The 19,433-nt window shown below is 46.4% G+C and carries 12 protein-coding genes and 1 pseudogene; 6 read left to right on the top strand and 7 right to left on the bottom strand.

Annotated features, from left to right (window positions below):
• Nucleotides 1-755 precede the first annotated feature (755 nt).
• Complete coding sequence (locus tag QUA00_RS21695; protein ID WP_333411080.1) at nucleotides 756-2,306, top strand: ATP-binding protein; 1,551 nt, start codon at nucleotides 756-758, stop codon at nucleotides 2,304-2,306.
• Between the two features lie 46 nt (nucleotides 2,307-2,352).
• Here QUA00_RS21695 and QUA00_RS21690 read toward each other — a convergent pair whose 3' ends face one another.
• From QUA00_RS21690 to ribBA, 4 genes are all read right to left on the bottom strand, one after another.
• Complete coding sequence (locus tag QUA00_RS21690; protein ID WP_333411079.1) at nucleotides 2,353-4,086, bottom strand: ATP-binding protein; 1,734 nt, start codon at nucleotides 4,084-4,086, stop codon at nucleotides 2,353-2,355.
• Between the two features lie 142 nt (nucleotides 4,087-4,228).
• Nucleotides 4,229-5,668: a pentapeptide repeat-containing protein gene (locus QUA00_RS21685; protein ID WP_333411078.1), complete on the bottom strand. Its 1,440-nt coding sequence runs from the start codon at nucleotides 5,666-5,668 to the stop codon at nucleotides 4,229-4,231.
• Between the two features lie 48 nt (nucleotides 5,669-5,716).
• Nucleotides 5,717-6,169: an HAD domain-containing protein gene (locus tag QUA00_RS21680; RefSeq protein ID WP_333411077.1), complete on the bottom strand. Its 453-nt coding sequence runs from the start codon at nucleotides 6,167-6,169 to the stop codon at nucleotides 5,717-5,719.
• 264 nt (nucleotides 6,170-6,433) lie between these two features.
• Nucleotides 6,434-8,125: a bifunctional 3,4-dihydroxy-2-butanone-4-phosphate synthase/GTP cyclohydrolase II gene (gene ribBA, locus QUA00_RS21675; RefSeq protein ID WP_333411076.1), complete on the bottom strand. Its 1,692-nt coding sequence runs from the start codon at nucleotides 8,123-8,125 to the stop codon at nucleotides 6,434-6,436.
• Between the two features lie 170 nt (nucleotides 8,126-8,295).
• On the opposite strand from ribBA, the gene QUA00_RS21670 reads away from it, so the two are divergent.
• The 4 genes from QUA00_RS21670 (at nucleotide 8,296) to QUA00_RS21655 (ending at nucleotide 15,074) form a co-directional block, all read left to right on the top strand.
• The gene (locus QUA00_RS21670) at nucleotides 8,296-8,457 is read left to right on the top strand and encodes a hypothetical protein (RefSeq protein ID WP_333411075.1); all 162 of its coding nucleotides are present in this window, start codon (nucleotides 8,296-8,298) and stop codon (nucleotides 8,455-8,457) included.
• Between the two features lie 12 nt (nucleotides 8,458-8,469).
• The gene (locus tag QUA00_RS21665) at nucleotides 8,470-8,724 is read left to right on the top strand and encodes a DNA methyltransferase (RefSeq protein ID WP_333411092.1); all 255 of its coding nucleotides are present in this window, start codon (nucleotides 8,470-8,472) and stop codon (nucleotides 8,722-8,724) included.
• 183 nt (nucleotides 8,725-8,907) lie between these two features.
• Complete coding sequence (locus QUA00_RS21660; RefSeq protein ID WP_333411074.1) at nucleotides 8,908-12,861, top strand: WD40 repeat domain-containing protein; 3,954 nt, start codon at nucleotides 8,908-8,910, stop codon at nucleotides 12,859-12,861.
• Between the two features lie 89 nt (nucleotides 12,862-12,950).
• On the top strand, nucleotides 12,951-15,074 hold the full coding sequence (locus tag QUA00_RS21655; protein ID WP_333411073.1) for a caspase family protein: 2,124 nt from the start codon (nucleotides 12,951-12,953) through the stop codon (nucleotides 15,072-15,074).
• Nucleotides 15,075-15,585: 511 nt separating this feature from the next.
• Here QUA00_RS21655 and QUA00_RS36895 read toward each other — a convergent pair.
• From QUA00_RS36895 to QUA00_RS21635, 3 genes and pseudogenes are all read right to left on the bottom strand, one after another.
• Nucleotides 15,586-15,684, bottom strand: a pseudogene (locus QUA00_RS36895) (3,4-dihydroxy-2-butanone-4-phosphate synthase); the annotation flags it as partial.
• Between the two features lie 153 nt (nucleotides 15,685-15,837).
• Nucleotides 15,838-16,674, bottom strand: a complete 837-nt coding sequence (locus tag QUA00_RS21640) for an MBL fold metallo-hydrolase (protein ID WP_333411071.1) — start codon at nucleotides 16,672-16,674, stop codon at nucleotides 15,838-15,840.
• Nucleotides 16,675-16,894: 220 nt separating this feature from the next.
• On the bottom strand, nucleotides 16,895-17,704 hold the full coding sequence (locus QUA00_RS21635; protein ID WP_333411070.1) for an SDR family NAD(P)-dependent oxidoreductase: 810 nt from the start codon (nucleotides 17,702-17,704) through the stop codon (nucleotides 16,895-16,897).
• A gap of 1,121 nt (nucleotides 17,705-18,825) precedes the next feature.
• Between QUA00_RS21635 and QUA00_RS21630 the strand changes: the two genes are divergently transcribed.
• Nucleotides 18,826-19,137 carry an RNA-binding protein gene (locus QUA00_RS21630; RefSeq protein WP_333146387.1) on the top strand — a complete coding sequence of 104 codons (312 nt, stop codon included), beginning with the start codon at nucleotides 18,826-18,828 and terminating at the stop codon, nucleotides 19,135-19,137.
• Nucleotides 19,138-19,433 lie beyond the last annotated feature (296 nt).

Below are 19,433 nucleotides of genomic sequence, written 5' to 3'. Positions count from 1 at the left end.
CTCAATATTATTCCCAATTTTGAGGATCGTAAAGAGTAAAAACCTCTGTCTTAAGGTCAAGATTCTACATTTTTCCTTAAGGTTTTCAATTCCCTGCTAGTTTTAACTGCAACTCAACTTCACAATACTCATGCAGACTCATGCAATTCGAGGGCTGTGTTTTGCTCTCTGTTCCATCATCGCTTGAAATTTGGGCGCTGGCTAGATGCTGCGATGCGAGATAACCGAACCCGATCGCCGTAGTAGTGGCTGTGCATCGCTCATCGTTTCTTGGTTGGGGAGAGGAGTAGGGCGAGAAAAAGAGAATGGGTGAGTGGGAGAGGGGAAGAATGAGAGAAGGGGAGAATGGGTGAGAATAAGAATAAATAGAGCTACTTAAAGCCATAAAACAACTGGCTGTGCCGCTTTTTAAGTTCAATATAATGAGTCCGAGCTACTTAACAATACTTAACTCGATCCAAAATTTATAGATGAGAGGGTTGGGGGGTTAGGGGTGAGGGATGAGGGGATGAGGGGTTGTTACCTATTTTACCTGTTTTTCACGGCTACCATACCTGCTTCGCGGGCTTCATTTTTCCTAAATAGCTGATGGTGCAAGCGACTGATTAATTATTATTTCCAACCGGTTGCAACATGAACTTATTCTGCAAAACGACTGAAAAATTCACTACTCAATATCCGCTATTTAAGCGCCCAGTTAAGCTAATTCTCCAGTACAGTAAACTCAGAGCAGCCCCATTCGCCCCAGTTGACCTATGCCGCGCCACTTCAATACCGCAGGCCCGTGCCGCGCCGACATCCACTATATGTTACCAGCAACGCGTCGCCTCCCGAATTTAGAGCGACTGATTGCCCAGGAAAACTATTTCGTCATCCACGCACCCCGACAAATTGGTAAAACCACGGCGATGCTGGCTTTAGCCAAGCAACTGGTCGATAGCGGGCGCTACACTTCGATCGTGGTTTCGGTAGAATTGGGTTCGCCCTTTAATGACGATCCGCAAAGAGCCCAAGCAGCAATCTTAAGTTCTTGGCGAAGTGAGGCGCGAGTCTATCTGCCACCGGAACTCCAGCCGCCCGCCCAGCAAGAGATGGAGGTAGGACAAGGAATTGAAGAAACACTGCGACAATGGGCTCAAACTTCACCTCGCCCTTTAGCAATCTTCATTGATGAAATTGATTCGCTCCAAAATGAAGTATTGCTGTCAGTTTTGCGTCAGTTACGCAATGGTTATCCCTCTCGCCCGAAAGCGTTTCCGCAATCGGTTGGCTTAATCGGTTTGCGGGATGTCCGCGATTACAAAGTGGCTGTGGGTGGGAGCGATCGACTCAACACATCCAGTCCGTTTAATATTAAAGTGCGATCGATTACTCTCAGAGATTTTAATGCAGGAGAAGTCGCCGAACTCTACGCGCAACATACCCAAGATACCGGACAAGTTTTTACACCTGAAGCCGTAGCCTTAGCGTTTGAACTGACTCAGGGACAACCTTGGTTGGTGAATGCTTTAGCTAAGGAAATAGTCGAAGAATTAGTGACAGATGAATCTAGAGAAATTACGCCCGAACATATTTTAACAGCTAAAGAAATTCTCATCAAACGACAAGATACGCATTTAGATAGTTTAGCAGAACGGCTTAGAGAAAACCGAGTCAAAGCAATTATCGAGCCGATGTTGGCTGGTTTGGAACTTGGTAATATTCCCAATGATGATATTCAATTTTTAATCGATTTGGGTTTGTGTAAGATGGATGTTCAGGGTGGATTGACGATCGCCAACCCAATTTACCGAGAAGTGTTGCCCCGCGTCCTCACCGTAACGCCAATGGCTTCTCTGCCGCAAATTGCACCGAGTTGGTTGACTGAAGTCGGCAAATTAGACACGCAAGCGCTACTCAAAACTTTTCTGGAATTTTGGCTGCAACATGGCGAACCGTTACTCAAAAGCGCGTCTTACCCCGAAATTGCCCCGCATTTGGTGCTGATGGCGTTTCTGCATCGGGTGATTAATGGTGGCGGAACTTTGGAGAGGGAATATGCGATCGGGCGCGACAGAATGGATTTATGCTTGCGCTACGGTGAGGTGACATTGGGAATTGAACTGAAGGTTTGGCGGACTCGGAAAGTCGATCCGTTGAGTAAAGGTTTAGAGCAGTTAGATGGATATTTGGCTCGATTGGGACAAGATTCGGGTTGGTTGGTGATATTCGATCGCAGAGATAATGCACCGGAATTAGAAGAACGGTTGAATACTGAAATTCATACGACGAGTATGGGAAGAATAATTACAGTCATTCGAGCGTGAGGAAGTTGCGGTGAATGTCTCGATATTTTCCGATCGCCAATCCCAACTAAAACCCCAGATCCATTTTAGCAGCTTCAGCTTCTGCAAATACTTGTTCATCGGGCATTTCTTGCCAGTCAATATCCCCAATTTCTCTGTAGAATTGCTCGTCATAGGCGCGAGTTTGCACGACGACGGGCATCGGTACGGCGTGTCCCAAAACTAATGCTTGCTGTTTGGAGTCGAGTTTTGCCAAAACTGAACGCAAACTCTGCCCTCCAGAAACGCCGGTAAAAATAGCATCGATGTCTTTATCATCATTTAGCAAAGCTGTGATCCGCGTTCCGACTTGCGACATGACTTCGCCGTCGATGCCGGAGGGACGCTGGTCTACAATCAGCAGGGTTACGAAGTATTTTCGCATTTCTCTGGCGATCGTACCGAAAATAGTCGATCGCACGATCGCCGGATCGAGAAAGCGGTGAGCTTCCTCTATGGTAATCACCAATGGCTGCGGGCGATCGCACGGATTTTTGCTCTGCAAAAACTTCTCCGCCTTCCGCACGTAAGATCCGTGAATGCGACGAGTAATTACGTTTGCTGCTAACATATAGGACAGCAAATCCGAGTGCGAACCGAACTCAATTACTACATTCTTCCCCCCATCCAAACACTGCAAAACTTCACTCACATAATTTTTCGGACAGCGTTTCCGAATATATTTCAAATCGTTTAAACGCTCTAATTTTCGCTGCAAAGCCATAATCGAAGATTTATTTCCCCGCTTCTCTTCGCAAAAGATTGAAATATCTTCATTGCTCATTTCCAGCAACTTATTGATCCAACTGCTGCCCAATTCGTTTCGCAAAATTATTGCATTTTCGATACTAGCTTCCGACAAATTTAACTCGCGTTGTACCAGCGCGATGTCTTCCACTTCTATTTCATCGAAACTCAAAAATAATTCTTGAGCGTCGCGGACTCCCCGGCGTTTTGTCGATTCTGGATCTAGGGTATAAATCTGAATTTTATCGGGAAACAACTGCCGCAAACCTTTAACAGTGCTGAACTGTTTCCCTTCCGAAACCGCTTCCCACCCGTACTCCGAGTGCATATCAAAAATTAAATTAACAGCAGCCTGCTTGCGAATAATTCCCGACAATAGCAAGCGCGTCAGAAAAGATTTTCCCGTTCCCGACTTGCCAAAAACTCCGTTGCTGCGTTCCACAAACCGATCTAAATCCAAGCACACAGCAACGTCCATGTCAATCGGTTTGCCGATCGCAAAATTGCGGCGATACGGGTCATCTTCCCAGCCAAAAACTGCCCGAAAATCACTTTCTTTGGCATCAAACACCTGCGAAAAGTGGCTGGGAATAGTTTTGACCGGCAGCAATTCAATATCCGCACCGCTTTGTGACTCAAAAGAAGCCAAATTTCCTAACGCCAGCTTATTCTCGCGAACTGGGCCGTTTTTCCTCGGGTCGAAAATTGCCTGCTGTTTTTCTCGTTCAGCAGTCAACATCAACATCGGCGACAGTTCGATCGTACCGTAGGTGCTGCTACCAGCTAGCACTGCGAGCAGAAAATCGTCGTCGGGATTGGGAGGATTCGATAAAATGCGGGCGCTAGAAGTTCCGAGAGACACGTCGGTGAGCATACAGAAAAAGTGCGATCGCACCCCCCGCACTACTAGAAATTTCCCCACCCTCATATCTTCCACCGAAACATCGGCGTGCAGTCGCACTTCTAATCCCTTGCTGAGGGAACCTTGAATAACAGAGCCTAACGGTCGATCCATTTTAGATTTTAGATTTTAGATTTTCGATTGTTCAGATAGATTTTAGATTTTAGATTGTTCAGATAAATGACTGCTTTCCTGTCAAATGTCAACTGGCCGCTGTCAAATGTCAACTGCCAACTGCCAACTGCCAAATGACTAATTACCATTCCGATTCTAGCGGCAATTCAAAAAAACTCGGACTCAGATCTATATCGGTCAAATCCGTTTCGCTCAAATAAGCGTCGGTCAAAAATACCCCTTTTAAACTTGCGCCTTTGAGGTTAGTACCTTTCAGGTTAGCACCTCTGAGATTAACTCGGAATAAATGAGCATCGCTCAAATCGGCCTCAGTTAAATCTGCTCCCTCCAAATTTACTCTCATCAAATCTGCTTTTCGGAGATCAGCTTCGTTTAACTTCGCGCCGCTGAGGTCAGCTTTTGTCAAGTCTACACCTCTCAAGTCGGCCCCGCTCAAGTTAGCGAACAGCAAAGTAGCTCCGGTGAAATCTGTCTCCCTCAAATCGGCATCCCTTAAATTAGCGCCGCTGAGGTCAGCCCTTGTTAAGTCTACACCCCGGAGGTCAGCAGAACTCAAGTTTACTTGGTGTAAAATTGCGCCGCTTAAATCGGCTCCTCTCAAATCTGTTCCCTCCAAGTTTGCACCTTTGAGGTAAGCTTTTTTTAAGCTAGCTCTGCTGAGGTCTACATTTTTGAGATTGACCGAAGTTAAGTTAGAAGCGCTCAAATTAGCTCCGCTTAAATCTGACCCGTTTAAGTCGGCTCCGGTTAAATTTACCCCTTGCAGCGATACATTGGGAGCAATTAAATAAGCTCCGCCCAGACTGGGGTCAATGCCTTCTGAAAACAAAGTCTTGTTGCTGTAAACAGCTTTCTCCAAAATCGTGCCACTCAAACTGGCTTCCCTCAAGTCCGCTCCGCTGAGGTTGGCTCCTGCTAAGTTTGCCCGATCGAGTTTGGCGCCAAATAAAATAGCTTTGTATAAGTTTGTCCGCCGCAAATCGGCTCCTTTTAAATCCGCTTCGGTCAAATCTACCATAGCCAGATTTAAGCCAGGGAGCGAAGCATTGGGAGCTAGCAAAAATGCTCCCATTGCACCCGGATCAATATCTTCGGGAAAGATAGTCCGGTTGTTGTATACGGCCTTGTCTAAAATAGCGCCGCTCAACTGAGAACCGCGCAAATCGGCCCCGCTAAGGTTGGCTCTGGTTAAGTTGGCTTCGTGGAGATTTGCTCCAACTAAATTAGCCTTGATCAAACTTGCTTGTTTGAGGTTGGCGCCCGTGAATTCGGCTCCTACCAGATTAGCTTCTCGGAGGACAGCACCAGTCAAATCAGCTCTAGTGAGGTTAGCTAAATTAAGAAATGATTCAGCTAAATCCGCCCCGCTGAGATTAGCGCCGCTGAGGTCGGCTTCCATCAGGTCTGCATACCTGAGCATAGCGCCGCTGAGGTTGGTTTCTCGGAGATCCGTGCCTCGGAGGTTGGCTCCCCGGAGTTCCGCACCGCCAAGGTTGGTGCCTTTAAGTGCTTGTCCTCTGAGGTCGAGTCGGTGCAGAAAGTCACCAACGTTCATTTCCATGTCAAATTCACCCTCTCTATTCCGATACTTTTTTCCTAACCTTTGAAATCAAGTTAGATATTCTGAAAGTACCTTGGCTGAGTTCTGGTCAAAACCATTGTAATCATCAATAGCCACAACTGGCGCATCTGGCGGATAGTGTTCTGGAATATCGTCAATGGCTACCCAAGGTGAGTTTTCTGCTTGATTTTGTCGAAGATACTCAAGAACTTCCTGGTGTCGTAAATATTTGTGTTGATGAATATTTTTGGGGTTGAGAAAAGGGGTGAATCCGATAATACGGAGAGCGATATCTGGTGAAAATAATGGCGGGATTACCTCGAAGGGGAATATTTCACGCCAGGATGATGAAATTACTACTCGCGCATTAGGATAGGAACGAAGGACATTTTCAAAGTGATTAAGGCAAACTGAATTAAATTTCATTATATCTGTTTGCAAACTCGAGCCATTTCTTCTGTCAGGAATAAGTACACCATCAATGTCTAAAAAAATTAACATTAACTAAAAGTCCTAGTGAATAATTTAATGAGTATTAATACTGCTTAATAATATAAATGTGCAGCGACGATTCTCTCTCAAGTGTTCGCTACATCGACTTGTTAGACTGCAATCAACATTGTTATTCACTGTTTTTATTGGTAGGTGCTTTCTGACGAAAGGAAGATGCTGGTATCAACAAGTATTATTCTGAAATTCACAGTTTTTCTTGGCTTCTGCCTTCCCCCCTGCTGGGGTAGGGGGGTTGGCTTCTACCTTCTGCCTTCAGGCAAGAGGAGCAAAACTGTAGATTTTTTGAGGTTCGAGCCGATCGCAAATTCCGGTTAATTCCGACAAAAGGAATGTCTCGCGATCGAGCTGGACTTGCAGGGTTTTGAGCGGATCTCCACCGGAGGAAACCATGAATTCTAATGTTTGCAAATTCGGCTCAGTGCTGATTTCGCCCAAAATTTGACCGATCGCCTTGACGTAAGGATGGTTTACATCCAAGTACCAGTCGGGGGCTGCGAGTCCGGCTTGATCGAAGCCCAGGTGAACGATGAGGGAGCCTTCTCCGAAAAGGGCTATGCCCACCGGCCGCGCTTCTTCTTGCAGCAGCAAGTGCTGGTTAGCCGTCAAATGCCGCAGTTTTTCGAGGTGTTCGTACCGATTTTGAATGGCAGAATCTTCCTCTTTTCCCTCTGCTTTTTCGTTCCACTGAATCGCCACTGTTACTAAATAAGTTTGCAGTAGCATATGACCGAGTTTTTCGGCTTTTGTTGCCAGATAGATCGAGTTGTAATCTGTGGCTTCAATTAGTAAGGGGACGCGATCGGCTACTTCAATGCCGTAACCTTTCAAACCTGCTATTTTGCGAGGGTTGTTGGTAATCAACCGAATTTTTTGAACTCCCAAATCGTTGAGCATTTGTGCTCCGACGCCGTAGTTCCGCAAGTCGGCGGGAAATCCCAACCGTTCGTTGGCTTCGACTGTATCGAATCCCAAATCTTGCAGCGAGTAAGCTTTTAGTTTATTTACCAATCCAATGCCCCGACCTTCTTGGCGCAAGTAAACGATGACGCCAGCACCGACATTTTCGATCATTTTCAGTGCCGCTTGCAGTTGCATCCGGCAGTCGCAGCGCAGGGAACCCAAAGCATCGCCGGTCAGGCATTCGGAATGCACCCGCACCATCACTGGTTTGTCTTTAAATTCTGCCGGGTCGCCCTTGACAATAGCAACGTGTTCTGAATTATCTTGGGTGTCGCGGTAGGCGTAAATCATAAAATCGCCGAATTGAGTGGGCAATTTGGCGACGGTTTCGCGGCGGACAAATCGATCGTGCTTGAGTCGGTAGCTAATTAAGTCGGCAATACTGATTATTTTGAGGTTGTGGAGTTTGGCGTACTCGATTAATTCGGGCAACCTCGCCATCGAACCATCGGGGTTTTGAATTTCGCAGATCACGCCGCTGGGATACAGCCCTGCGAGTCTGGCGAGGTCAACCGAGGCCTCGGTGTGGCCGGCGCGTTTGAGGACGCCACCGTCGATCGCCCGCAGGGGAAAAATGTGACCGGGACGGCGCAAGTCTTGAGGTTTGGTGTCCGGGTGGATGGCTACTTGGATGGTGCGTGCCCGGTCTTCGGCGGAGATGCCGGTACTGACGCCGTTGACTGCATCGATGCTGACGGTGAAGGCGGTTTGGTTGTTGTCGGTGTTTTTGCTGACCATCAGGGGCAGTTCCAGGCGATCGAGCCTTTCGCCGCTCAATGCCAGACAAATCAAACCCCGCGCGTTCACGGCCATAAAATTGATGTTGTCGGGGGTGGCGAATTGGGCGGCACAAATCACATCGCCTTCGTTTTCGCGATTTTCGTCATCGACTACTACCAGGGGGCGACCTGCTTTGAGGTCTGCGAGGGCGCTGTCGATCGAGTCAAATTGAAAGGATTGTGTTGAGGTGTTGTTATTGGGCACTGAGGAGTTCAATCTATAAACAGTAATGTTATGGAAATAGAATCTATTTGTGATTGTAACCTTTTGTTTCCGGCAGGGCGATCGGCCAATCCAGATGAGTTTGACAATATTTCTAAAGTCACTTACTATAATTATTGCATCTTGTCAACAAAATCTCTCCCCAATATTTCATGAGCTTGACTGAGATCGCGAATATTTTAGGTAAACCGTACTTCCCAGCTCCTAATTGCGTAATTTACAACCTGGATTGTTTGGAGGCAATGAAGTTGCTACCCGATCAATTTGTAGATTTAACCGTTACCAGCCCGCCTTATAACATCGGCAAAGAGTAGGAAAAATCCTTGGTGTTAGATGAGTATTTAAACTGGTGCGAGCAGTGGATAGCGGAGGTTTACCGGGTAACGATCGATCGAGGAGCGTTTTGGCTGAATTTAGGTTATTTGTCAATTCGCGATCGGGCAAAAGCAATTCCGATATCCTATCTGCTTTGGGACAAAGTGCCTTTTTATCTGATTCAAGAAGTTGTCTGGAACTACGGCGCGGGAGTTGCGGGCAGCAAGTTCTTTTCATTCCCAATGAAAAGTTTCTCTGGTAGGTAAAAAATCCTGATAAGTATACATTTAATTTGGATAAAGAGCTATTCTGGATTTGTGGTGGAAACGGTAGTCTCGCTCACGCAGGCTTTCCGGGCTGTACCACGGGAAGTTTTATTTTTATTATCACCTAAAACTCAGGAGAGCCGTCTAGCTTGTTGAAAAATTATCCTATCATTCCTTTGTCTTATGAGTAACAATGCCCGCGTCAAAACAATTCTGATTCTGGCAGCTAATCCCAAAAATACGGCTCCCTTGCGATTGGATCAAGAAATCCGGGAAATTGACGAAGGATTGCGAAGGGCAAATAAACGAGAACTGTATAAATTAGAACAAAAATGGGCGGTGCGTTCCCGTGACTTTTACCGGGCTATCTTAGATTATCAACCGAATATTGTTCACTTTTGCGGACATGGTGCGGGAGAAGATGGAATTGTCCTAGAAGATGATACTGGAAAAATGGCGCTAGTGCAGACAAATGCCCTCGCCAGTATGTTTAAATTATTTGCTAAAAAAGGGGTAGAGTGCGTAATTCTCAATGCTTGTTATTCGGAAGTACAAGCTGATGCAATTAGCCAATACGTTAATTATGTCGTTGGCATGAATAGATCCGTGGGAGATAAAGCAGCCGTCGCCTTTGCGGTGGCATTTTATGATGGGATTGCCGCAGGATATGAAATTGAAGAAGCCTACGATTTAGGGCGTTCGCAGATGATGAGTTTCCTAGAGCATGAAACTCCGGTTTTTAAGAAAAAGAACTTAATAGATGCTCCGATTGATGACGGTATAATTGCTTTTGAAGATGTGATTCCGCCTAACCCTTACCAAGGATTGTCTGCATTTAAAGAAGAAGATGCAGACTTCTTTTTTGGACAAGAAAAGTTTGTAAATAAGTTAGTAGAAGTCACTCATACACAACCCTTAGTAGCTGTCGTTGGGCCAAGTGGAAGTGGTAAATCTTCTGTGGTGTATGCCGGCTTAATTCCCAAATTGCGAAAAGAAGGAATTTGGTTAATTGAATCATTTCGTCCCGGAAAAGAACCGTTTTTGCCTTTGGCTTCTGCCTTAGTGCGGCAATTAGAACCAGAAGCGGGTGAAACTCAACAATTGCGGGAAGCGGTAGGATTAGCCGGCGATTTCCAAAATGGGAGAATCACTTTACAGCAAGTTGTATCTCGCATTTTAGAGCGTAACCCAGGTAAACGGTTGTTGTTAGTTGCCGACCAATTTGAGGAACTGTACACCCTTTGTCAAGTAAAGGAAGAACAGGAACGTTTTGCTAATGAGTTGCTAACGGCGATTGCTCAAAAAAATATTACATTAGTTTTGACGTTACGCGCTGACTTTTACGGTTATGTGCTTTCCTATCGTCCGTTTCGGGATGCCCTGCAAGAATATACACCGCAGTTACTCAGTTCCATGAAGCGGGAAGAATTACAGGCAGCTATTGAATTACCTGCTCAAAAATTGGAAGTACAGTTAGAACCGCAATTAACCCAGCGCATTCTCGATGATGTGGGGCAAGAACCTGGGAATTTGCCCTTATTAGAATTTGCTCTAACTCGTTTGTGGGAAAAGCAAATCAACCGAGAGTTAACTCACCAAGCTTATGAAAAAATTGGCGGGGTGAAAAAAGCCATTGCCAATCATGCCGAACAAGTTTACCAACAACTGAGCGAAACCGAGAAAAAACAGGCACAACGTATCTTTGTGCAATTAGTGCGTCCGGGGGAAGGAACAGAAGACACCAGGCGCGTTGCTACCCGTGCGGAAGTGGGGGAAGATAACTGGAATTTGGTCAGTTATTTAGCGGGATATCAAGCAAGATTGGTAGTGACGGGACGGCAAGAACAGGAAGATACGGTAGAGGTAGTGCATGAAGCGCTGATTCGAGAATGGGGCACTCTGCGCGAGTGGATGAATGCTAACCGTCAGTTTCGGACTTGGCAAGAACGACTGAAGATGGGGTTACGGGAGTGGAAAAATAACAACCATGACTCTGGAGGTTTGTTGCGGGGGACATCGTTGACTGTGGCAGAAGATTGGTTGCGTCAACGTGCAGATGAAATGACGCAGGAGGAACGAGATTTTATTCAGGTTAGCGTTAAAGAACGGGATAGAGAAAGACAAAAAAAGCAACGCAGGCGGCAACTGACAATTATCGGGCTTAGTGGCTTTTCGGTGATAGCTTTGGGTTTAGCAGGATTAGCGGGTGTTGGTTGGTGGAATGCTGCTATCAATCAAATTAATTCTCTGGCTCAATATTCCGATGCGCTTTTAAATTTAGACCAGTCACAAGCTGTCAAAACAAGTTTAAAAGCGGTTGTGCAAATGCAACGTACACCCTGGGTAGATGCTGATACTCGTACCCAAGTAGAACTGTCATTATTAAATACAGTTTCCAAGGTTGCCGCGCCCAACACCTTGGGCGGACACGCGAACAGGGTTAATGCTGTCAGTTTCAGCCCCAATGGCAAGCTGCTGGCCACTAGCAGTGATGACAAAACCGTGAAACTGTGGGATACCACCACCGGCAAACAAATTAACACCCTCACTGGGCATACAAACAGGGTTTTAGCTGTCAGTTTCAGCCCCAATGGCAAGCTGCTGGCCACTAGCAGTGATGACAAAACCGTGAAACTGTGGAATACCACCACCGGCAAACAAATTAAAACCCTCACTGGGCATACAAACAGGGTTTTAGCTGTCAGTTTCAGCCCCGATGGCAAGCGGCTGGCTACTGGCAGTGCTGACAACACCGTGAAACTGTGGGATACCACCGGCAAGGAAATTAACACCCTCACTGGGCATACAGACTGGGTTTGGGCGGTCAGTTTCAGCCCCAATGGCAAGCTGCTGGTCACTGGCAGTGAGGACAACACCGTGAAACTGTGGGATACCACCATCGGCAAGCAAATTAAAACCTTCACTGGGCATACAGATGCGGTTTTAGCTGTCAGTTTCAGCCCCAATGGCAAGCTACTGGCCACTGGCAGTCGTGACAACACCGTGAAACTGTGGGATACCACCATCGGCAAGGAAATTAAAACCCTCACTGGGCATACAAACTGGGTTTTAGCTGTCAGTTTCAGCCCCAATGGCAAGCTGCTGGCTACTGGCAGTGCTGACAAAACCGTGAAACTGTGGGATACCACCGGCAAGCAAATTAAAACCCTCACTGGGCATACAAACGCGGTTAATGCTGTCAGTTTCAGCCCCGATGGCAAGCTGCTGGCCACTGGCAGTGGTGACAAAACCGTGAAACTGTGGGATACCACCGGCAAGCAAATTAACACCCTCACTGGGCATACAAACGCCGTTAGGGCTGTCAGTTTCAGCCCCAATGGCAAGCTGCTGGCCACTGGCAGTGGTGACAACACCGTGAAACTGTGGGATACCACCACAGGCAAACAAATTAAAACCCTCACTGGGCATACAAACGCGGTTAGGGCTGTCAGTTTCAGCCCCAATGGCAAGCTGCTGGCTACTGGCAGTGAGGACAAAACCGTGAAACTGTGGGATACCACCATCGGCAAGGAAATTAACACCCTCACTGGGCATACAGATGGGGTTTTAGCTGTCAGTTTCAGCCCCAATGGCAAGCGGCTGGCCACTGGCAGTCGTGACAACACCGTGAAACTGTGGGATACCACCACCGGCAAGCAAATTAAAACCTTCACTGGGCATACAGACTCGGTTTGGGCGGTCAGTTTCAGCCCCAATGGCAAGTGGCTGGCCACTGGCAGTGGTGACAACACCGTGAAACTGTGGGATACCACCACCTGCAAGCAAATTAACACCCTCACTGGGCATACACACGCGGTTAGGGCTGTCAGTTTCAGCCCCAATGGCAAGCGGCTGGCTACTGGCAGTGGTGACAAAACCGTGAAACTGTGGGATACCACCACCGACAAGGAAATTAAAACCCTCTCAGGGCATACAGACTCGGTTTGGGCTGTCAGTTTTAGCCCCAATGGCAAGCTGCTGGCCACTGGCAGTGGTGACAACACCGTGAAACTGTGGCGGTGGGATGTTCATTATTTACTTAAGGAAGGATGCAATTTTATAGATAATTACCTCAAGCCTAATCCTAATGATGAAGAAGCCCTGGAAATTGACAGAGACTTATGCAAGAAGCTTTGATAGTTTTAGAGGGAAAACTGCATAAAAACCCCCAGTTTACTCCTATATAAAAATCAAACCTTTCCCAAACCCCTTACCCACCATCAACCATGACCAACCAAACCCCCAACTTCTACGCCCTCCTCATCGGTATCAATTTCTATTTCCCCCATCGCTTACCAGAAGGTAACTACTACAAAAACCTGCGGGGATGTGTTCAAGATATCAACCACGTCGAAACTTATTTAAAAGATACCTTCAACCTCACCCCCGACCAAATTATTAAACTCACGGCAACTGCTTCCGAGAATCCCAATCAACCCCAAGAACCCCCGGAACTTTTACCCACTTATGAAAATATCGTCGCCAAATTCAAGGAACTAACAGCCAAAGCCCAACCGCAAGATCAAGTCTATATTCACTACTCTGGTCACGGGGGACGCGCGAAAACGATTTTTGAAAGCCTCAAGGGTTTTGGTGCTTTAGATGAAGCCTTAGTTCCGACAGATATCGGTCAACCTAATTCCCGCTATTTGCGCGATATAGAATTTGCTAAATTGCTGGAAGACATGGTGGAAAAAGAGTTGGTTGTCACCCTCGTACTCGATAGCTGTCATTCCGGTGGTGCAACCAGAGAAATGAGCGGAGATGACCAGATTCGCGGGGAAGGGTTTATTGACACCACTCCTCGACCTACGGATAGTTTAGTCGCCCCGCTTCAGGAATTAGCCCAAAATTGGCAAACTGCAACAGAAAATAGCCGCAATATTACTGTTGTTAATGGTTTGTTACCCGAACCAAAAGGTTATACATTAATCGCTGCTTGTCGGGATCATGAATTTGCTTATGAAAAGGTTTTTGAAGGGACGGAACGCAACGGCGCTTTGACTTATTTTTTATTAAAAGCTTTGCGGCAATACGGCACAGAAATTTCTGTAGAGGCTCTGTTCAATCAAATTTCTAATCAAGTTCACAAGGAATTTGAACGACAAACACCAATGTTGATGGGAGAGACTGAACGCACTTTTTTGGGTGGTCAATCTGTTGGTGCTAGCCGTAAGGTGCCGGTGATGAAAGTAGATATTAAGACAAACCGAGTTCAGCTACAAATGGGACAAGCGAGCGGGATTACAAAAGGGGATGAATTTGAGATTTATACATTCAGAACGATAGATTTTCAGAACAGCGAAAACCGCATCATGAGAGTTAAAGTTGTAGAATTGGGAGCATCAGACTGTTGGGCAGAAGTAATAGAAATACCTGGTCTTAGAAGCCTCCATCCTAAGTTAGTAGAAGTAGCAGAAGGAACGATTGAAATTGGTTCTCCTGCTGTTTATGTATCGCCAGGGTTAAAGCAAATTCGCAAAGTTAGAGTTATTCGGCCTGACCCGTTACCACCATTTCCGGGTGTCAATATTGCATTACTTCCTACAATTCTTGAACAGGTGAAAACACAAGTTGAAGGTCATCGTTGGATAGAATTCTGCTCGGACGAAGAAAAAAATGAAAATGTGGATTATTTTGTTTCCCTTACTTCAGATGGCGAATATATAATTTTAGATGAGAATAAGGAGCTAATCAAAAATCTTCTTTTTTCGATTAAAGTCGATGAACCAGAAGCATCTAAAAAGCTAATTAATCGATTAATCCATGTTGCTAGATATGAGACTATTTTAGATTTGGATAACGAGGATGCTTTTGCTCGCTTAAATGGTAAACTTAAGGTTGAAGTGGTTAAATCAGTTAAACGGCAAACTGTAGTTTTGAATGCTGATGGTAAAGTTCCTGTATTGGAAGAACAGGAAAAAGGTGTTGACTTAATAATTCGTAATGAATCTAATCGAACTTTAAATATTACTGCCTTGAACCTTGATGCGGATTTTAGTATTTCAAAATTCTATCCCGACGGTGTTCCTTATGAGGTGGTAGAACCCGGACAAAATATAAGAAGAAAACTCAACCTATCATTACCACAAAATTATGAGGAAGCGGCAAATATTATTAAAGTATTTGCGACGGTGGATGGTACGAATTTTCAGTTTTTGGAATTGCCATCGTTAGACCAATCTCGGAAAGGATTTGGGAAGGAAAGACCGACCAATGCTTTAGAACAATTATTGGCGGCGGTTGTGGATGAAGATAACCCTCAGCGAAAGATTACGGTTGTGATTGATGCGAGTGAGGAATGGACGACGGAAAAGGTGGAAGTGGTGGTGAAAAAGAGTGTGGTTTGATTGAGAGAATTTTTTAAGAATACTGCCAAAGCCTATATCCCTCTGCGGTCATTTGTGTTTATCTGCGGTTGTAAGTCAAAAACTTGTTATTCCTGGAAAAGATTAGCCTAATCCTAATCTCAATCCTTTTTCAACATAAAAAGTTACACAGGACTTATACCAATTTAATGTGAACTTGCACATATCTCGATCCCCCTAAATCCCCCTTAAGAAGGGGAGTAGGGGTTGACTTTGAGAAGAATCTTGTCCCCCCCTTAGTAGGGGCGGTGCCCCCGTGCCCGCCCTCTTGGCTAGGGGGGATCGGATTCTATGCAACCTCATAAAAAATTGGTATTACCTGACATCTTGCAGCAATATCAATAAGAGGATTTTTCGTGGGGTCGGGCGGGTTTATAGAACATATTTGCAAGCTTTAAGGCTGTTGGCGAACCCGCCCCTACGGCTAATTGAGAATGGTGCAATATCTCAGTATTACGCAACTGGCACATGGTGATGAGTCCGATCGCCCGCAGGGGAAAATGTGACCGGGACGGCGCAAGTCTTGAGGTTTGGTGTCCGGGTGGATGGCGACTTGGATGTTGCGGGCGCGGTCTTCGGCCGAGATGCCGGTACGCCGTTGACTGCATCAATGCTTATGGTTGCAGTGGATAGGGGAGGTTTACCGGGTAACGATCGATCGAAGAAGGTTTTGGCTGAATTTAGGTTATTTGTCAATTCGCGATCGGGCAAAAGCAATTCCGAACTAAGGATGAAATTTCTAGTTTTAAGAACTCCTAGACCCGCCAGCGAAGGCTTTTAACTCAATAGCATCGTGACTGCAAAACACGCGCACATCTTTACTATGCTGCACCGATAATTCGTGCAGCCGACCTTGATTGAGCAACCTAGCCTTGCGATCGACCTCCATCATCCATTGGTAGGCGCGCAGACCGGGCGTGCAGCGTCGGTTAGCGGCATCCATCTCGTGTCGGTAGAAATAGGCATCGCCTGCGTGCAGAAGCCAGCCATCGGGTGTATCAATGGCAATGCCAGCATGACCGCGCGTGTGCCCCACCAACGGGATTAGCAAAATTTCCGGCGGCAACCCGTCGAGGTCACGGACTGCTTCAAAACCAAACCAAGGTTCGCCACCCGCCGAATAGTATTTCCACCGTTTGACTTCATCCCACTGCCCCGGACGATAGCGCCTTTTTGTGATGAAACCATGCCGATCCTGTGCGGCATCGATTTCAGCCTGCATGACATGTACCGTTGCTTCCGGGAAATCCTCTAGACCACCGGCATGATCGAAATCGAGGTGGGTTAGCACAATATGGCGCACATCGCTTGGTGAAAATCCGAGCTGTTCAATTTGATGGATTGCTGTGTACTTGCGATCGAACTGGATGTTATTAAAATGAACGAAAAACGGGCTGAGCCGGGAGTAAGGGGATTCTATATCGCGCAATCCGAAGCCGGTATCAATCAGAACCAGTCCCTGATTCGTTTCAACGAGCAAACAGTGGCAGACGAGGTGAGCCGTCAGACCGCGACTAAAGCCATCGAAAAGCGCCCCTCCAATGGGACACATACAGCCACAATTGAGATGATGAATTCGCATAAAAGTCCTGTACTAAATTACTTAGGCGGGAACCATTTATTCCTCAGTTCGCATCCAATGCCGATGCTGCATAATGCCATCGATGAACGCCTGAGAAAACTCTGCTAAATCGCCACTACTGGGAGAAGTAAACACGCTTTTATCGGCTGCAATCTTGCCATTATCTGCGATGTTTACTTTATTTAAATCTGCACATAAGAATAGTTAAGACGGGCGCGAATTATTTGTTAGCAGAACCCGGTTCAGTAAGCTGGCGGTGCATTTCGGCATTAACGGTATCAGGCAAAACTTTGCTGGCGCTGGCCATAATTTTTGTCTTGATTGAACCGGCAATGATGTTGTCCTTACCGGCCATCAAGGCTTCAAATCCCTGTTTAGCAACCTCGGCTGGATCGTCTTTCTTGTCTGCGCCCGCCTTCGTGTCGTCCATTCCCGCCCGATGGAAGAAGTTAGTATCGGTTGGGCCGGGCATGAGCGAGGTGACAGTTACACCTGTATCTTTTAACTCATTGCGGAGTCCTTCGGAAAACGAGTGGATGAAGGCTTTGGATGCTGCATAGACTGCCTCGAATGGGCCCGGCATTAGGGCGGCAATCGACGAAGTGAATAGAATCCGTCCCTGGCCCCGATCGACCATATCCTTAACTACCCGTTTAGCCAAATGCACAGACGAGACAACGTTGAGGTTAATCAGATTTAGTTCGTCCTTTAAGTCTGTCTCGCGGGCAAAGTCGCCACCGACGCCGACACCGGCATTAATTGCGATCGCATCCACTGGCCGATTAGTCGCTTTTATCTGGTTGTAGAGCGTCTCAACACCGTCGTAGGTAGCGAGGTCTGCCTGCACTGTCTCGACTTTGGCACCGAACCCCTCAAAGGCTTGAGCCGCTTCTTTAATGCTCGCTCCGGTGGCGGTGACTAGGAGATCGAATCCGTTTTGAGCGAACTGTTTGGCCAGTTCGTAGCCGATACCGTTAGAGGCACCCGTCACGACAGCCAAGGGCCGGGTCAACGAACTGTTTATAACCATCTAAAATCCTCTGTAACTGCTTCACACTCGTTTGTCTAGGCTTGCTTTTCTCTGTACCAGACAATCTTTGTGGACTGTGGGCTTTCAACTTTTACAATGCTAGGGAGGTAGGAGTGCGATCGCATCTTTCCCAGGACATAAGCTGTTAGGCATTTAAAGACGGTATAACCGAAAACCAACTTCATGTAATTAGTGTAAAAATGCCTGCATAGAATCAACTCAGAGAAAGAGCAAATAGAGAAATTACAGAAAGCCTTAAAAAACGCATAGAATGGGAATTTTATATCAAAAATTATGATTTTCTTACTGACTGATGCAATAAACTATAGCAATCCTAAATTATTTGCATAATTATTTAGGATTGCTATATATAGCGGTTCTCAAGCGTGGTGAGGTATGCCCTATGCCCTATGCCCTATGCCCATGAGTACCTCATATGAGAGCTCGAAAGGCTATATGTAGAAAATGCGCGTAGATATGACTAATAACTCTTTTGATAATTATTGGGGAGCCGCCATTATCGGGCGCTAAATCGGATGCGATGAGAGACGGGAGATGGAAGAGGGGAAATTGACTCGGAAGATTAATCCTGGGCTAAAAACATTTATCTCTGGTGGAACGGGCAGGAGGCTTGCCCAGGGATAACAGTGGCTGATGTCAGGTATAACTGAGATATTGCACCATTCTCAATTAGCCTTTTAGGAACAGGCAAGATGCCTGTTCCACAAGAAAATTTATCTTTTGTGGAACGGGCATCTTGCCCGTTTTTGAGAATGGTGCCTGATGTCAGTTATAACTGAATCTCAGGCACTGTTCTCAATCAGACCCAATCAACCTGGTAACAGCGACGAAAAATCTCAGATACCAGGTCGATCGCGCAGCAAGAAACCAAGTGGATGACGCCAAGAGTGTAAGATGTCAGTTATCACCAATACTTTCTGTTGCCGATTGCCCGCTCGGCACCGAAAATTGAAAATCTATGACAGCCAATTGCTGATTCTGCTGGCTTCATGTTATAGTGGTTTTCCAAGAATTAAATTCGGTTGCGTAGTTTGTTGGTGTTTATTTACAAGCGTCTCTCCGAATCTAAGTCTCTGCACCCTAATGATTCTGGAGATTTTATGTCGATTTACGTGGGTAATCTTTCATATGATGTAACACAAGAGGACCTCAACGATGTATTTGCCGAGTACGGTACTGTAAGCCGCGTCCAAGTGCCAATGGACCGGGAAACAGGCAGGATGCGGGGTTTTGCTTTTGTGGAAATGGCAAGCGAGGCAGAAGAAGCAGCCGCCATCGCAGCTTTAGACGGTGCTGAGTGGATGGGCCGTGACTTGAAAGTCAACAAAGCCAAACCTCGCGAAGACAACAAACGCTCATCGGGTGGCGGCGGCTGGGGCGACAAAGATCGCTCTTCACGCGGACGCTACTAAACTTTGACACTGAAAATTTGAGTTTTGGTAGTTGACGGCAGGTGCGAATGCTGCTTTTTTTTCGGGTTGTTCGATCGACCCATCAAATAAAACTCCCAAACCTCTCGCATCAGTTTTGCCCCCTCCTTGGAGGGGGCTTTGTTTTTGGCGAAAAATCCCGCGAGGTACGTCGGCGGTGCTGTTCCCAGTCTAGTTCGTGATTCGATACCCTCTTAGGAGCGCGAATTAAATAACTTACAATTTTAATTGTTATTGTGGGATGGGCGTCCCGCCCGTCCAAAAAGGACGGGCGGGAC

Source organism: Microcoleus sp. T2B6, from assembly GCF_036700475.1.
Lineage (GTDB): Bacteria > Cyanobacteriota > Cyanobacteriia > Cyanobacteriales > Microcoleaceae > Microcoleus.
This window is presented reverse-complemented; position numbering and strand designations above follow the sequence as displayed.

Excerpts from the sequence above, each read along its gene's own strand:
- QUA00_RS21695 (WP_333411080.1), top strand. The coding sequence starts at position 756 with ATGCCGCGCCACTTCAATACCGCAGGCCCGTGCCGCGCCGACATCCAC.
- QUA00_RS21690 (WP_333411079.1), bottom strand. The coding sequence starts at position 4,086 with ATGGATCGACCGTTAGGCTCTGTTATTCAAGGTTCCCTCAGCAAGGGA.
- QUA00_RS21685 (WP_333411078.1), bottom strand. The coding sequence starts at position 5,668 with ATGGAAATGAACGTTGGTGACTTTCTGCACCGACTCGACCTCAGAGGA.
- QUA00_RS21680 (WP_333411077.1), bottom strand. The coding sequence starts at position 6,169 with ATGTTAATTTTTTTAGACATTGATGGTGTACTTATTCCTGACAGAAGA.
- QUA00_RS21670 (WP_333411075.1), top strand. The coding sequence starts at position 8,296 with ATGAGCTTGACTGAGATCGCGAATATTTTAGGTAAACCGTACTTCCCA.
- QUA00_RS21660 (WP_333411074.1), top strand. The coding sequence starts at position 8,908 with ATGAGTAACAATGCCCGCGTCAAAACAATTCTGATTCTGGCAGCTAAT.
- QUA00_RS21655 (WP_333411073.1), top strand. The coding sequence starts at position 12,951 with ATGACCAACCAAACCCCCAACTTCTACGCCCTCCTCATCGGTATCAAT.
- QUA00_RS21640 (WP_333411071.1), bottom strand. The coding sequence starts at position 16,674 with ATGCGAATTCATCATCTCAATTGTGGCTGTATGTGTCCCATTGGAGGG.
- QUA00_RS21635 (WP_333411070.1), bottom strand. The coding sequence starts at position 17,704 with ATGGTTATAAACAGTTCGTTGACCCGGCCCTTGGCTGTCGTGACGGGT.
- QUA00_RS21630 (WP_333146387.1), top strand. The coding sequence starts at position 18,826 with ATGTCGATTTACGTGGGTAATCTTTCATATGATGTAACACAAGAGGAC.